The sequence below is a fragment of the Burkholderia sp. RF2-non_BP3 genome, assembly GCF_001522185.1.
Taxonomy (GTDB): Bacteria; Pseudomonadota; Gammaproteobacteria; order Burkholderiales; family Burkholderiaceae; genus Burkholderia; species Burkholderia diffusa.
The window spans coordinates 824092-840614 of sequence record NZ_LOSU01000028.1; the positions used below are offsets into that span (position 1 = coordinate 824092).

Annotated in this window: 5 protein-coding genes and 1 pseudogene; 5 read left to right on the plus strand and 1 reads right to left on the minus strand. The window is 67.8% G+C overall.

The window, feature by feature from the left end:
* Together WS45_RS34955 and WS45_RS36530 are read left to right on the plus strand one after the other, a co-directional pair.
* Entirely contained in the window at positions 1–624 is a 624-nt protein-coding gene (locus WS45_RS34955; RefSeq protein ID WP_156437140.1) for a hypothetical protein, read from the plus strand.
* A 177-nt stretch (positions 625–801) separates the two neighbouring features.
* Positions 802–1033 (plus strand): annotated as a pseudogene (locus WS45_RS36530) (ISNCY family transposase); the annotation flags it as partial.
* A gap of 49 nt (positions 1034–1082) precedes the next feature.
* Here the strand turns inward: WS45_RS36530 and WS45_RS14065 are convergent.
* Positions 1083–13445: an LWXIA domain-containing protein gene (locus WS45_RS14065; RefSeq protein WP_059700423.1), complete on the minus strand. Its 12363-nt coding sequence runs from the start codon at positions 13443–13445 to the stop codon at positions 1083–1085.
* 565 nt (positions 13446–14010) lie between these two features.
* Between WS45_RS14065 and WS45_RS14070 the strand changes: the two genes are divergently transcribed.
* The 3 genes from WS45_RS14070 (at position 14011) to WS45_RS35650 (ending at position 16500) form a co-directional block, all read left to right on the plus strand.
* Positions 14011–15267 (plus strand): porin, encoded by a 1257-nt coding sequence (locus WS45_RS14070; RefSeq protein ID WP_059700424.1) that lies wholly within the window; start codon positions 14011–14013, stop codon positions 15265–15267.
* A 331-nt stretch (positions 15268–15598) separates the two neighbouring features.
* Positions 15599–16090 (plus strand): peptidoglycan-associated lipoprotein Pal, encoded by a 492-nt coding sequence (gene pal / locus WS45_RS14075; protein ID WP_059700426.1) that lies wholly within the window; start codon positions 15599–15601, stop codon positions 16088–16090.
* Positions 16091–16329: 239 nt separating this feature from the next.
* Positions 16330–16500 (plus strand): hypothetical protein, encoded by a 171-nt coding sequence (locus tag WS45_RS35650; RefSeq protein ID WP_179950367.1) that lies wholly within the window; start codon positions 16330–16332, stop codon positions 16498–16500.
* Positions 16501–16523: the final 23 nt, after the last annotated feature.

The following is a 16523-nucleotide window of genomic DNA, read 5'->3' on the forward strand; positions in this document are numbered from 1 at the left end:
GTGGCTCTTTTAAATATTAATCCGGGTGATGTTCTTGGCGTTCCTGCTCTGTCGGGTGATGCGTGGGGATTTGTTTTGGCTCGCATAATCCGCAGTGAGCCGTCACCATGGATTGAGGTTTTTGGCGATTTTAGTCGAGATTTTTCTATAACCGAGGAGGAAATTTTAAATCGAGATTTTTCGATCTCGAATAGGCTATTCAATCCTGTACATGCCGCACTCGATTTTAATCGTCATTTCGGTGAGGTCAAGTGGCCGATTCTTGCGAGGAATCCAGAGTATTCGCCGGGGCAGTCGGCTGCAGAGGAAATCGAATTCGAGGAAGTTTCTTACTGGAAGACTGGGATCTATTACAGAAACGGGATCAAACATCAGGAATTGCCGGGTCACAGGAGGGATTTGGAGGACGCAACTATTTATTCCAACCCACAGCTTGTCTGGCGAATCAACCTTTACCTGTCTGGATATTTTTCCAAAGGAGTTGCCTGGAATTCTCGATTGAAGAAGAGCGTTATAGAGAAGGAGGGAATGGACTGGTGGATCAATGGAATCAATGCGTGCAATGCCAACATGGATGCTATTGCATTAGCGTTTAAGGCAGTTCGCCGTGGGCGGAGGAGCTAACGCCAAGTGTGGCTGGTCAATATTTGACATAAGGTGAATTATCGATAATTTTGGTGTAGGTCCCAAGTTCAGATGTCGCGTTTCCGCTAAATAAAAATGTCGCGTTTGGGCCTCGGTAAGCTTGCCGGCTCCCCGTCAGATCATGGAGCTGGCGATGTACCGAACAGCTCTGGTGACATTGAACATGCAAGAACTCGACCGTCTGAAGGTCTGACGGTCCGGCAGATCGAGCGACTGGATTTGGAGTTGGCCCAACGTGCGCTGTCGATCATCCGCGATCGCTACGCCGATTTCGGACCGACATTGGCTTGCGAGAAGCTGGGAAGCCCACGACATCCGGCTCGCCAATGAAACGGTCAGGAATCTGATGACGGAGGCTGGCTTGTGGCTCCCACGTCGACAGCGACCGCATATGCGCCGTGCGACGGCAAGACACCACCCGCGTTCCAACCGCCCCTTCACCCGACAATCACCTGCTGCCCCGGATTGATCTCCCCCGGATTGCTCGCCAGATTCCGGTTGAGCTGCAGGATCTCGTTCAACGCGACATTGATCCGCTGACCGTCCGACATCCGCTGCTGTTCGTCGGCCGGTATGCGAGCGGCGGCAAGCAACGATCCTTCGTGAGTTTCCGCAATGGTCCACAACGAATCGCCGGCGACGACGTTCACCGTCAGCGGTGTTGGCGTCGGGCTCGGCGAACCCGTCGACGGCTGCGCGGGTGAGGACGGTGTCCCCGACGGCTGCGCATTCGGCGTCGATGACGCGGACGGACTCGGCTGAGCCGCCGGCGCCGTCGTCGCCCCCGGCGTCGGTGAGAGCGAGGCCCCGGGCGTCGGCGTCGTGCTGCTGGAACCCGAAGGCGTCGGCGTCGGCGACAGCGACGGACCGGAACCAGGATGCTTGTTCTTGTCGTCCGCTCCCGTCAACGCCGAGATCACGCCGTACCCCTGCATGATCCCGAAGATCGCCACCGGGAACAGCGCGATGCCGGTCGGCAAGCGCGCGAGCCACGGCGTGGCATTCGGGAATTGCGTATGCAGACGCCCGGCACCCAGCAGCGCGCCGGACATTGCACCGAGCATGCCGGTCATCCCCTCGCCGAACGTATGCGCGGCCATTGCGCCGTGAATACCGCTAGCCAGACCGACGGCCGATGTCACGTAGTCGCCGGTCGCGCTCGCGATCCGCGCCAGCTGACTGCGATTCTCCGCATTCACGCCGCGCGAACCACCCTTGTAGACGATGCCGGTAGAGATGGCGCTGATGATCCCGCCCAAGGCCTGCCCGCCGGCCAGCCCGTCGCCATGGAGGAACTTGGCGCCGTTGATCGTGATCGAGCCGCCGTACCCTCCCAGGGCGAGCAGCCGCCCGACCCGGCCGACCGAGTGCCGCGGGCTGCCGTGGTGCAGCAGTTTCAGCGACGTCCCGCCGACCACGCCCTGCATCTGCGCGAGCATGTCGGCAGCGATCGCCTGCGTGTGCGTCGCGGTTTCGTCGAACGACAGCGTCCCGTCCTCGTTGAGCGCGCGCAGCTGCGCGGCGGCGGCCTTGCCCTCGTGTGCAATCTGTTCGAGCTGCGTGCCGCGCGCGGCGGCGTCGAACCCGTTCGCCTTGAGTTGCCTCTGCAGCCCGCGCACGAGGCGGTCGACGGCCCGATCGAACGCGCGCGGATCGCCGTTCTTCAGGCTGGCGACCGCGCCGTGATGCAGCGCCTGGAACACGCGACCGACCCGCAGGCCGGCGTACAGCGAATTCGTCGCGGTGCCCACGAATTCGTTGCCCGTCGCGACGAGCGCACCCGCGGCGGTCCCGCCGGTCAGCGTGGCCGTGGTCATTTCGCCGGCAATCCGCCGTCGCGACGGCGGGCGTCGGGTCGTGCCGATCGGCTCGTCGTGCACGCGCAGTGCGTGCAGCTCCGCCTGCGCGCGCTTCGCGTCGGGAATCTCGACCTTGGCGAGCTGTGCGGTCTCCCGCCGGCTTGTACCGATCGGCTTGGTGCCATCGTTGATCAGCGCGGGATCGCGCACGACCGCGCGCCAGTGCTCGGCCGGGTCCGCGGCGGATGGCTGCGCGCGCGTGGTCACGCGGTCGGGCACGCTGTCGCCGTATTGCTTCAGCCAGCGTGCGGCGAACGTGCGCGCGCCCTTCTCCGTCTTGTTGCCGGGCCCGTTGCCGTCGCCCTTCCAGTGTTCGGTCGCATGCTCGATCGTCGCCTTGCGCGCCTGGTTCAGCCACACGGTCGTGTTGCCTTCGTAGAGCTTCTTGCGCAGCGCGGCCACTTCGGCGGGCGTCATCCCTTGCGCGGCACCGATCCGCTCGACCTCCGCGAACAGCAGCTGATGCTGGTTCGCCAGCGTCTGCCGGTCGACGCGCTCGAACACGCGCGTGAGCGCATCGGCACCGTGCAGGCGATCGATGATTTCCGGTCGCGCGCGGTTCTCGACGATCAGTTTCGCGAGCGCGCCGGTCAGGTCCTGGTTGCCGATGAAGTCGGCGCCGTGCGTGCCGAGCGACAGCCCGACGTGGACCCATTCGAGCCCCTCGCGCTCGAGCACGGCGCGCAACAGCTTCTCGTGCCCTGCGCCCGGCACCGATTCGGGCACCGCGTCCCAGCCGTGGAACGTGACCATCACGTTGGGCGCGGTCGTGTCGGGATGTTCGTTCGACCATTTCTCGAGCGCCGTCATGACGCGCACGTAGTCGTGGTATGCGTCGTTGGTGCCCGACTGGTACCGGTAGTCGGTGCCGGACACGAGCGCGCGCGACGGCGCCGTTTCGAGTCGGATCGCGAAGCCGGTGCGCGCCGCCTCGTCGAGCCAGCGATTCAGATGTTCGAGATGATCGAGCGCGAGCGCCGTCCCGTCCGTGCCGGGCGCCGGATGAATCATCCCGTTCTCGCCGTCGAACACGGCGTGCTTCTGGTCGCCGAGCGCCTTCACCGCGCGCAGGAAATCCGGATCGTGCGCCTTGCCGAGCACGGCCGCGAGCAGATGCGGATCGACCACGAGCGTGACGACCGGCGTCACACCGCCGTATTGCTCGACGATCTTGCGCATCAGCGCCGGATCGTCGCTCAGCGACAGCGAACGTGCCATCGGCACCATGCGGTCCTGCAACGCTTCGCTCGAGCGCGTGAAGAAATACCGGATCCGCTGATCGGCGACGGTGGCCGCGCCCAAGCGCCGGGTGCGCGCGCGCAGCTTGCCCGGCACCGGCAGGAAGCGCGACGCCGACGTCGACACGTCGCGCCCGACATACAGCTTGTTGAGCAGCGTGCGCCACATGCCCGGGTCGACCATCACGGCCTGCGGCTCGCCCTTCAGCACGAGATTCACGTTGCCGGCGCGCTGCGCCTGCTTGTTGTAGGCCTCGATCTGGTCGTGCGTCGCGAAATAGTGCTCGGTCTTCGCGGCACCGTTGCGCAGGTTGAACGCGACGACGGTCGACGACGACAGCCCGGGCTGGTACGGCTCGATCGACAGCGGCGCGGGTGCGGTGCCGCTGCGCCGCAAGCGCTGCAAGTCGTTCAGCACCTCGTTGTAACCGTGCCGCGTCCGGGCCGCGAGCGCCCTGAACGGCGCCGAATGCTGGCCACGCGCTTCCGCGTCGGTCAACTGCTCGCGCAGCGCCTTCGCGCGCGCCTCGAGCGCCGCGACACGCGTCGGCCGCGCACTCCGCATGAACGCGCGCGGCGGCAGTTGCGTGAGCAGGAAATGCACGTCCGTGCCGAACCGGTCGTTGCCGATCGGCATTTCGTCGAGCGGCACGCCCTGATGATTCGGGTTGTTGGCGTGCCGGACCGTGTCGAACCACCGCATCTCGCCGTTGCGCGCGGCGATCACGCCGACCGGATCGTCGAGCGCCTCGGCCACGGCGCCGTCCGTCCTGAACACGTAGATCACGTGCTGGTTGCCGTCGACCGCACCGTTCCGGATCGCGGTCAGCAGGTGCGGCACGCTGTTGCCGCTGAAATCGACCGCGTTGAGCGCGGATGTGCTCGACGGCAGCAAATGCGGATCGACCGGCGGCCGCGTTGCCGTGTTGCTTTCACTCCCCTGCTCCGCCTGTGTGAGCGGCCGGCGAAGCGGCACCTTCGACTGGAAAAGATCGCCGAGCGAACGGTGCGGCGGTTTCTCTGCCGCGGTGGCTTCCTTCGCCGGCCGGAAGCCGCCGATTCGATCGACGGTTTCCGGCTTGACGTCGCTGACGACGAACCGGATGCCGCGTCGCGGTGAGCGCAGGACCGGAATGCCGCCCCTGCGCCGTCGCCGGAACACCGTGCGCAGATCCTGCTCGGGAATCTCGGTATCGCCGAGCGGCGCCTTCTCGTAGTACTTCCATTCGTGGTTCGTGTTGCGCTCCGCGTAGCCGAGCACCTTGCCCGTCTCGTCTTCGACCACGTGAATCCAGCGCTGCTCTCCCTCGACGGCACGCACGGCCTGACGCGGCCGCTTGAAACCCGGTGCGTCGTGCAGTTTCGCCACGTCCGCGGCGAGCGCGGTGTCGACCGGATGCCCCGACGCGGTCACGGACCACGACGACTTGCCGTCCCGCGTCTCGATCTTCGATGCGCCGCCGAACTGCATCAGCTCGTCGTGCGCGACCGGCGACACGAAGAAATCGAACTGACGGCGTGCCGTGCGCCCGCTGCTGCCGGTCTTCACGAGCGCCTTGCGCAGCGCGCGCGGCACGCGCTTGCCGTCCAGCATCCGCACGGGGCCGAGCGCGCCGTGCTCGTCGGTCTCGAGCACCGCGACGAACGCCGGCGCCGCGTGTTCGGCGTCGGCGGCGGGCGCGTCGGTATGCGCGGTGATCAGCACGTGCGCGTTCGGGCCGAGCTGGCGCCCCAACCCGTCGAGCGTCGGCGCGCGCCGGCCGTCGACGCGCGTGAGCGTGCGCCGGCCGAGGCTGTCGAGCCACGTCGCGGCAATGGCCTGCGGATCGCTCGCTTCGGCCACCGCGGCGCCCTCCGGCACGGCCGGCGGGTTCGCATGACCGGATACGGCGGCAGGCGCCGCCGCGCCGGACGATTCGCCGGACGATTCGCCGGCCGTACCCGCAAGGCGGCCGGCCGCCGGCCCCGCGTGGCCGATCGTCGGCCAGGTCGGGCGGCCGTCGGTCGCCCCGACCGCACGCATGCCGCCCGCGTGGACGGCCGTATAGCCTTCCGGCAAGCCCGAGCGATCGATGCCGACGAGCCGGTACGACACCTCGCCGGTCGCCGCGTCGCGGGTACGCACGACGTACATGTCGACGCCGGCCGGCTTGACCAGTTCGCCGCCATCGGGCGTGGTGATGCGCAGCGCGCGAGCCGTATCGTGGCCGAGCGCCGACAGCAGCACCACGTCGGTCGGTGCCGCGCCCTCGACCGCGGCGAGGTTCGCGGCTGCGCTGGCCGCGACGCGCTCCTGCGGCGTCAGGTCGCCCCGTGCGAACGCGGTGCCGTCCGGCAACGCGTCGGTTTGCACGTAGGCGTGGTTCCGTGGGCCGGTATGCGCGGCATCGATTGCCTGCCCGAGATCGCCGTGCGCGACCGTCCGCGCGCCTTCCGGCAACGCGAGTCGGGCATCGGCCGCCGAACGTGCCGGCGCGTGCGTGGCGGCGGTAGCCGGTGCATCGGGCACCGTGCCGCTGAACCGGAACCAGCCGTCCTCTGGATCGAGCGCGCCGAAATCGGTGCCGCTGCCGAGTTCGATGCTGCCGTCGCGCGTCACGAAGTCCACGCGCAGGTGGGTCAGCCCGGCGGCGTCGAACGCCTGCATCACCCCGTCGATCACGCGGGTCGGCTCGGGGCCGTCGAGGAAGTAGCTCGGCCAGCGCTGGCTCACCGTGCCGCCGGGTTGCGTCACGCGCGCCGCGTCGCCGATCACGCCGGGCCGGTCGGCCAGCGCGGTGCGGAACGGATGATCGAGCGTGACCGATTCGAACGTGTCGTCCGGAATCGCGGTGAAATCGTAGTCGGGGTCGGCAAACGTCGGATCGGCCACGCGCGGCACCGTCGGGCGCGGCGGCGGATCGCCGAGCGGACGCGACGCGGTACGGGCGGTCGTCGCGGCCGGCTCCGCGTCGCGGCCCGCGGGGAGCGCCGGCCGGCCCGCGCGAGCCGGATCGCCGCGGAAGCTTTGCATCGGCAGACGATCCTTGTCGACCTGGCCGGTCAGTCGCGTGCCGCGTACCGTGGTCGAACCGTCGGGCTCGACGAGCAGGATGTCCGGCGGCGCCCAGACCGATGTCGGCCGTCCGGTCAGCTCGGACAGGCGCTGCGCGAGCGCCGCCGCGAAGGTCGTGCTGGCCGCCCGTACTTGCCCGGGCGCGATGCGCAACGGATCGTGCTTGTTCGATCCGCCGAAGCACGAATACAACGTGACGTCCTGCCCCGGTTCGAGATGCGGCGCCACGCGCTCGGCCACCTCGTCCGGCGTGAGCGGACGGCCTTCGGGGCCCAGCATCGCGTCCGCCGATATCCCGTGGCCGAACACGACGTGATGGCCGGGCGGCGACATCAGCCCGCGCGCGCCGATCGGATGGAGCGGATCGTCGTGCGGCATCAGCAGCGTATCGGCCGGACGCAGGAACTCGGGGTGTTGCGTCGCGTCGACGCCGGTCACGTCGTCGAACCCGGGCTGCAGCACCGACTGACCATGAACCGTCGTCGTGATGACGCCGTCGTTGGCGATCCGGCGGTCCGTATAGACGCGGCTGGTCTTCGGATAGATTTTCTGCGTTTTCCCCGACAGGCCGTCGTCGGCCTCGGCTTCGGCGACCTGCTCGACGCGCGCGGCCCATTCGTCCGCCGTAAAGATCTGCCCCGGCCCGACTTCGACGAGCGGAGTCGTCTCGTAGACAGGCGGTTCGCCGGGTTCCGCATCCGGAGCGAGCCGCGGATGCGCGGGCCCCCCCGGCGTCACGCCCTGGCGTCCGCCCTCGCCTTGCGGACCGCCGACGCCGCGTCGGCCGCTGTCCGAGTCCGGATCGATCTGCGCGTCGATCGGATGCACCGGCTCGACCGGCGCGTCGTTCTGCACGGCCGTGCGCGCCGCCGGTTCGCCACGCTGGGCGAACACCATCGGCGGATCGCTCGCGTCGGGCGCCTCGGGCAGATGCAGATAAAGCCGAGTCGCGACGTCGGGATCGTTTGCCGGCAAGATGATCTTGTCGTCGATCGGATGCAGTTCCAGCGCACCGGTGCCGCGCACGGAGTTGGACGTGATCGACGCGATCACGGGCACCTGCAGTTCGTACGCGAGCTCCTGCGCGAACGAATAGCCGCCGGCGCCGAGATAGCAGCCCGTCAGCAGCACGCCGTTGCCTTCCGTATAGGCCGGATCGTCGAGCAGCTTGCGCGCGAATTGCCGCGGCGAAATCGTCTTGCCGCCTTCCGTGACGGCGGCCGCGCTGTCCAGGGTCACGTCGCGCGGCGCCGTGCCGTGCGACTCGGCGATGTCGAACCCCGACACCTTCAGGAACTGGCGCGCGGTCGCGTGGCCGAGCAGGTTCACGACGTTGGAACCCGGCACGGGCCGCAGTTCCAGAGGATTGATCCGGACCGGCTGCGCGCCGCCCGGCGAGAACTTCCCGTTCACGTCGGGCTCGATCTCGAAGCGCGCAAGCCGGCGGCCCGGATTGGGCAGCGCGCGCCGCCATCCGGCCGCGTCGTCGTCGCCCAGCCGGCCGAATACCGGCGCCTGGATCAGATCCGCGAATTCCTGCAGCAACTCGGGATTGGCGCCGCTGTGCGGCCCCTCCAGCGCGATCGGCGTGCCCGGCGTATAGCCTTTCCACGCCAGCTCTTCCAGCGCGTGCGTCATCTCGAGCGCGCTGGCCGACCGGCCGCTGCGCGGATTGATGATCGAGCCGCGCTTCGTCAACAGGCGCCACACGTACACGCCGATCGGCACGCGCGCATCGCCCGTGGTGGCGCTGCCGCCCCACTGGTTCGATACCGGGCGCGGCGCGACGCTGCTCCAGTTGACCGGATGCGCCCCCTGGTCGATGACCGCCAGCGCCGGCGAGAACCGGTACGTACGCGGTTCGCCGCTGACCGAATGGTCCGGCACGCCGGCCTGATCGGGCGCGCCGGGCTCGATCAGGATACCGCCCGTATAGCCGGAGTCGGGGCTGCCGTCGGCCCGATAGCGCGGCGAACGCCATGCGACGAAACCGCTTGCGCCGTACACGTCCACGCCCAGCACGTTCGCGAGCAATTGCGCGAGCGGACTCACGCGCGTGCCGGCGCCGCACGCATAAAGAATGACCGGCGACTTGCCGTCCCAGCCGCTCTGGCGAATCAGCGCGGCCATGTCTTCGGCGCTCATCGCCTTGCCGGTCGCGCTCGCGAAGGCGTCGGCCCATGCATGCGCGTACACGGCGAAGTAGCCGGGCGGCACCGGCATCAACGGCCGCTCGCCCGCCGGCAGCCGGTTCTCGGGCTGGCTCGGGTTGTCCGAATAGATCGCGAGGTCGGCTTCGCGGCGCGGATACGCGGCCCACTGCGTTTCGCGCATGCCGAATGGCGCGTTGATCACGTCGACGCGCCGGCCGCCCTCGTAGCGAATCAACGGCTTCTGCGGATCGAAGCCGCGCGGGTATACGACACGCAGCGTGCGGTCGTACGCATCGTTCATCGACAGCATGAACGCATCGCCGGCGTCGGTCAGCCCGACGTGGCCGACCACCGCTTCGGGCGGCACCGAGCCGTCCGCGGCGAGCGCCCCGTGATCGACCAGCGCGATCCGGTAGCGGCCGCCCGCCACGCCGTCGGCGCCGACCATCAGCGCGTCGTGATACGTCGTGTAGCGCGTCACGCCGATCGTGCCGCCTTCGTCGGGCGCAACCGCCGCCCGCGCCTTTGCATCGTCGGCCGCGTTCGCGCGCCGCTGGTCCGCCCGCGCCGCGCTCAGGTCGTCGACGATGTTGCCCTTTTCGGTCGCGGGTAGCCCGTCTTCCTCGGGGTTGCGTACGTTACCTTCCGGGTCCTCCAGCGCGTACACGTAGTACTCGACGTCCTCGAGCCGGTTGCCGCTCTCGATGATTCCACCGACCACCTCGCTCAGCATCGCCGGATCGGCCGCCACATGCGCGGGGATCTCCCAGGACGCCGGATGCGCGCCGTTTGCCGGCATGCCGGCCCTGGCCGTCGATGCGGCGTCGCCAGCCAACGCATCGGCGACGGCCGGCGTCGCTTCGCCGTCGGGCGCGAGCCGCGGCACGATCGCGGCGTCGTCCGGCGTGCCCTGCATGCGGTGCGCGCGAAACCACGACGCGATGCGCGCCCGCAGCCCCTTGTCGGCCGGCGCGACCGCGCCGCCGTCGTCGATCGGTTCGCCGAAGCTGTTCGCCTGCTCCTCCGCGTGCTGCCACGGATTGCCGATCTCGCCGACCGCGAGACGCTGGTTCGCCAGCCCGTTGCCGTACAACGTATCGACGACGTTGATCGCGACCGGCCGCGACATCGTCGACGGTGCGGGCGTCTTCGTGATCGCGCGAATCGGCCGCTCCATCAGCGTGTGCGAGCCGAGCCCCATCTGCGCGATGCCGATGCCGAGGTTGAGCAATTGCTGCGCGCGATCGGAATCGGACATCGCGTCCCAGTTCTTGACCAGCGACACGCTCTGATCGGCCATCTGGTAGCCGCCGATCACGCCGCCCGTGACATTGAATACGCCGGCGGTCTTGCCCGTCGTCTGCGCGAGCGACTGGAACGCGTCGGCTTCCTGCGTGAAACGGCCGAGGCCTGCCACGTCGGCCGCGGCGCCGTCGCCGCGCGATGCGACCGTCAACAGGTCGGAGACCCGCCCCGTCGTGCGCAACAGCGACGATGCCTCCGCGAGCGACTTCGCCGCCACGCCGAGCCCGCCGCCGGCGATGCCCGCGCCGCTGCCGATCAGGCTGATCCAGTCGCCGCGCGCCTGTTCGTTGCCGAAGCCGATCGACTGGCCGTGATCGCTCAGGTTCTTCAGGTCGCCGATCGCGGCAGGCACGCCGACGGCCATGCCCGCGCCGACGGCCGTCCACGCGGCGCCGAGCATCAGGCCGCCGACCGGCGCCCCGATGCCGCTCGCGACCAGCACGACGCCGCCGGCCGCGGCAAGAATGCCGGCGCCCATTTCGAGGATGTGTTCGGCGTGCTGGTACCACTCCGTCTTGTGCGCGTCGATCGGCTGGTATTGCGAGAAACCGCCGGATGCCGGACCGTTCGTCAGGCTTTTCGGCACGTACAGCTTGCCGTCGTCGGACAGCGCGTTGTTGTGCTGATAGTCGTCGACGGAGTCGTACTTCCAGCCGCGATCGTCGATCAGCTTGTACTGGTCCGGATGCCCCTCCACCTGCACCTTGAACAGCGCGCTCGGCGCGGTGCCGGTCCCTTTCGACACGTAGTAGATCGGCACCAGCGACACGACCGCGTGGTCGCCGCCGACCTTGCGGATCTGATCGACGACGGTCTGGATCATCTGCGTCGCGGCCGAATTCCTCGCGTACAGCGACTGACTGTTAACCGCCGTGCCGCTCGGCAACTGCCCGTTGCCGACGATCAGTTGCTCGAGCATCGCCATCGACGGCACGTCGTTCCGGTCGGTCGGCGTCACGCCCGGGTCGTCCGGCTGAATTCCGAGCCCGGCGCCGACGAAGTTCGTCATCTGATTGGAGCCGGTGGTGAACGTATAGGACTTGTCGTCGAAGTGCTTCTGGAAGTCGTCGAAATACGCCTTCAACTGCTTGTCCGGATCGGCCTGGAACAGCTTGTAGCTGGCGTTGGCGGTGTCCTTGTTCTGCTTGTCCTGGGCATTCTTCGTGCCCTGGTCGTAACGCAGCTGGAAGTCGTTCGCGAAGCCCGAACGGAACCGGTCGTCGTTCTGCATCTTCGACAGCAGCGCCTTCGACAACGTCGGGTCGACGCCCGACGACAGCGCCTGCCGCACACCGTCGAACCCGTAGCCGGCGTCGCCGCCGCGCAACGTATAGATCATCGTCTTCGCGTTGCCGTTGGCGTCGAGCAGCCAGCTCGCGACGTCGTCCTCGCGATGCACCGGCACGCCGCTCGCGGTCGGCTGCTGATCGGCGAGCCCGACCGCCGTGCTGAGGCCCTTGTAGAACTCGATGCCATCGCCGTATGGCTGCGGCCTGCCCGTGTTCGACTGCGTCCACTTGTTGCCGAAATCCTTCTCGACGGTATCGAGCACGACGCCCGCAAATTCGGGCGGCGCATTGGCGAGGATGTCCTGCATCCACTTGCCGGCCTTGTCGGCATTCATCCGGCCGTCGACACGTGCCTGCATGCTGGCCTGGTCCGTCGCTTGCGAATCGGGCTTCTGCATCAGCGGATCGATCTGCGAATGGATGAAGTTCGCGTTGAAATGCGGCTGGCCCGCCTGCGTCCACAGCGTCTGGCGTTCGTCCAGCGAGAACGACGCGTTCATGTTGGTCTTCAGCACCTGAAGCGCCGCGCCCGGATTGCTGCCCGGATTCTCCATCAGCCGCGCGACCTGCTGCTTCGTGTACTGCAGCCGCACCTCGGGCGCCGCCGCAAGCAGCGTCTGGATCTTCTGGTAACCGGGGTTGTTCTTGTCCGCCTGAGCCTTCGCCATCGCGTAGGCAAACACGCCGCCCGCCTGGTTGATCTGCGCGTTCAGTGCGTTGGCGTCGGCGTCGCTCAGGCCGTCCGTGCCGACCTTGATACCCGTCAGCTTGACGAACGCCTCGGCGAGCGGATTCTGCTGAGCGAGGAGCTTCTCCTGCGACGACAGCTTCGGATCGTTCGGATCGACGGTCACACCCGTGTCCTGCATCAGCGCGAACGTGACCGGGTCGGACTGCGCGAGCTGTTTCATCTGCGGCGACAGCGACGGATCGTCGGGATTGATCGTCGCGATCGTGCGCTTGAGCTGGCTCTCCTCGCCCAGCGCGTCGACGAGGCCGGTGTACCACATGCCGTCGTGATTCTGCTTCACGGACGCGACGACCTGCTTCTGCTCGTCGGCCGTCACGTAGGTCAGCGCGGTGTCGTCGCCGCCCGTCACGACCTTGTCGTACTGGCTCTGCGCCTGCGACAACGCCTGCGTGATGTCGGCCTCGTCGGCGCGGCGCAATCCGCCGGGCTCCTTCTGCCACGCCGCATAGTCGGCCTTCGCGTCGTTCAGGCGCAGCGTCGCGGCCGACGTGCTGTATTCGTGGCGCAACGCGGTGGTGAGCGCCGTGTAGGCGTCGTTGGCGTTCGTGTCGGCCGTGGTGGCCGCCTGGCGCAATTGCGCGCCGGCGTCGGGATCGGCGCGCCGGATGCCGCCCGGCAACGCGTTGTAGCGCTGCACGTCGGCGTTCGCGTCCTGATCCTTCTGCATCGCCACCGCGAACTGGAACGCCTTCACGTTGGTCGCCCGCTCGGGCACGGATTCGGCCGACACCGCCTTTTGCGCATCGTCGAGCACCGAGCCGAGCACCGGATCGTTCGGCGACGCATTGCGCAGATCCGAGGCCACGCCCGCGATCGCCTTGTTCGTGTCGCCGCCGCCGTCGGCCGCGACGCGCATCTGGTTCTCGACGGCCGCCTGCACCGAGCCCCATGCGGCTTCGGCCTTCTTCACCTGGTTGTCGAGATCGGCCTGCGACGCGCCCTGGTCGTGCAGACGCTTGAGCGCCGCCATTTCGGCCTGCGCGAGCTGCAGCAGGCGCTGCGTCTCGGCCTGTGCGGCCGCGAGGGCCTGCTGTTCCGCCGTCTGGGCCGGCGGAGCGCTGCCGGCCCCGTTCGTCGGTGCCGGATCGTCGTCATTCTGCGGCTGCGGCACGTTCACCGGTCCGCCCCCGCCCACAGCCATCAACACCATATCCGTTCTCCCGCGGCATGCGTGACGTGCCGGCACAGCGGCAGGCGGGCCACGCGCAATAGTCCATTGTGCAGAACGGCCGCGCGTGAAAAAGTCCCGCATTACGTAGTCGCCGGCCGGGTTGCGGCGGCGCGGGAAGGCGCCTGCTACGAACGCAATGAACCCGACGCGGCGATTCGGCCCTTGCCGTTTCGAGCGGAAAATTTTGCTGGTCGCTGCGCGCGACGTCAGAAATACATGCCACCTCCCACCGGCAACGCGGCAATGCACGACCTTGCGCGCTGCAACATCACGCGGCCAGCTCCTGAAAATGCCGACGCTCACGCTGAACCGCCTCGTAAATGCCGAATCCTTCCGCACACGCGATGGTTCCATTCCGTGCCGATTCGACGAAAACACCCTGCGTCGAACCGCCGCGATTCCACGCGATTTCGCAGAGGACCTTTCCTGTGCAGCGCCTTAATCGACGGTCGCGCGATCTCCAATAATGGCCGCTCGATCCGTCGGCCGGCGCGCCGACGCGACCCACCGGCGATCGGGCCGGAGACCAACGATAAAAAATCCTATGCATTCCTATAAAACCATCCAGCCCGCCAACGCGCGCGTTGCCACGCCGCATGCCGTCCGCCGCGGCCGTCGCACCGCCACACTCCCGGGGGCCGTGCTCGCCGCCTGCGCGGTCGGCCTGATTCCGTGCGTCGCGCACGCGCAGAGCAACGTGACGCTGTACGGCCTGATCGATACGTCGATCACCTACGCGACCAACCAGCGTACGCAAGGCGCCGGTTCGCCCGGCAGCGGCAGCGTCGGGCTGACGAGCGGCGCGTTGAACGCGTCGCGCTGGGGGCTGCGCGGCCGCGAGGATCTCGGCGGCGGGATGGCGGCGGTCTTCACGCTCGAGAACGGCTTTTCTGGCACGACGGGCAAGCTGTCGCAAAAAGGCGTCGACATGTTCGGCCGTCAGGCGTGGCTCGGCGTAAGCTCGCGCACGGCCGGCACGCTCACGTTCGGCCGCCAGTACGACCTGATCCTCGATTTCGTGACGCCGCTCGGCGCGTCGGGCCCCGGCTGGGGCGGCAACCTCGCAGTGCATCCGTACGACAACGACGACTCGAACCGCAACCTGCGCATCAACCACGCGGTGAAGTACACGAGCCCGACGTATCGCGGGCTGACGTTCGGCGCGATGTTCGGATTCTCGAACACGGCCGGCGCGTTCTCGAACAACGCCGTGTGGAGCGCGGGGCTCGGGTATGCGAACGGGCCGCTGAAGCTCGGCGCCGGCTACCTGAAGATCAGCCGCGACCGCAATGCGCCGAATCCGGACGGCGCATTGAGCACGGTCGACGGCTCGGCGACGATCACGGGCGGCAACCAGCAGATCTGGGCCATGGCCGGCCGCTATGCGTTCGGCCCGCATTCGGTCGGCGCCGCGTGGTCGCACTCGGCCACCGACGGCGTGAGCGGCGTGCTTCAGGGCAGCGGCATCACTCCGCTGAAGGGCGAATCGCTCGTCTTCGACAACTTCTCGGTCGATGGCCGCTACTTCGTCACGCCGGCATTCAGCGTGGCCGCCGCGTACACGTATACGATGGGCCGTTTCGACACGCGCACGGGCCAGACGCGCCCGAAATGGAACCACGTGGTCACGCAGGCCGACTACGCGTTCTCGAAACGCACGGACGCGTATCTCGAAGCCGTCTATCAAAGCGTGAGCGGCGGCAACGGCAATCCCGCGTTCAACGCGACCGTCTGGACGATGACGCCTTCAGCCAACAGCAACCAGCTGGTGGTCGCGCTCGGGTTGCGGCACAAGTTCTGATGCCCCGCGATGCGTGACACGCCCGCACCGGCATGGCACATCACGCATCGCCGCGTATCCCGCGGTTTCCGCGCAAGCAAGAATGCGTCCTGCGTCGTTCCCGTGTGAAAAATGAGAGAAACTGGTCACGCTGTGACATTTTTCCTAATCTAGTTGCAGCGGCGCCGTGCTTCGGCGTTCCGGCCGAGACAATCTTTCATATGGCGCATCGCCGGCTTACGAAAGCGCATCGCGCACGGAAGCCGGCACTTTCGCGCCGTCTCGCCGGATGCGTGACGCGGCAGTTCGCGCGCACCACGCTTTCCTCGCAGTCAACCGCAGGAGACGCACGATGAGCAAAACGAACCGATTTGCGGTCATGGCAGCCTTCGCGCTGCTGGCGGGTTGTCACCACGCGGCGAAAACGCCCGAGAATGCCGAGATGGCGCCGGCGCAATCGAGCGAAGCCGTCGCGACGGTGGCGGCCGACGATCTCAACAATCCGAACAGCCCGCTCGCGAAGCGCAGCGTCTACTTCGATTTCGACCAGTACTCCGTGAAGCCGGAATACCAGACGCTGCTGCAGGCGCACGCCGACTACCTGCGCAGCCACCCGTCGCGCCGCGTGCTGATCCAGGGCAACACCGACGAACGCGGGACGTCCGAATACAACCTCGCGCTCGGCCAACGCCGGTCGCAAGCGGTGATGGGCGCGCTCGAAACGCTGGGCGTGCAGGCCTCGCAACTCGAAGCGGTCAGCCTCGGCAAGGAAAAGCCCGTCGCGCTCGGTCACGACGAGGATTCGTGGGCGCAGAACCGCCGCGCCGATCTCGTCTATCGTTGACCGGAGGCCGCCGCGACGGCGGCATTCCGGCTACGCATCCCGTGACGTAGCGAATCTGCGGGGGGCGCGCCGCGCCCCGGCAGCGTGCGCGTGCGAACGCGTGCGCCGCTCCGTTTCGCCCTGTGCCGAACGCAAAAAGCATGGAATAAACCGCCCGCCGGAAACGTTTCGTCATCGCGCGGTCGCCGGTTCACGCGAACCGCCCTGCCGCGCGGCCTTCTCGGCGAAAGGAGAGTGAAATGAGTTCCGCAAGATTGGCCGCGGCGCTGCTCGCGGCGCTGATGCTGGTGCTGTCGGCCGGATGTGCGTCGTCGGGTGGCGGCATGTCGCAAGGCCCCGGCATGAGCCGGTATGGCGGCGCGGGCGGCAGCGGAGGTGGCGGTGGCGGCGGAGGGGGCGGCGGCTACTGAAGCGCCGCCGGAAAGACTCGAGC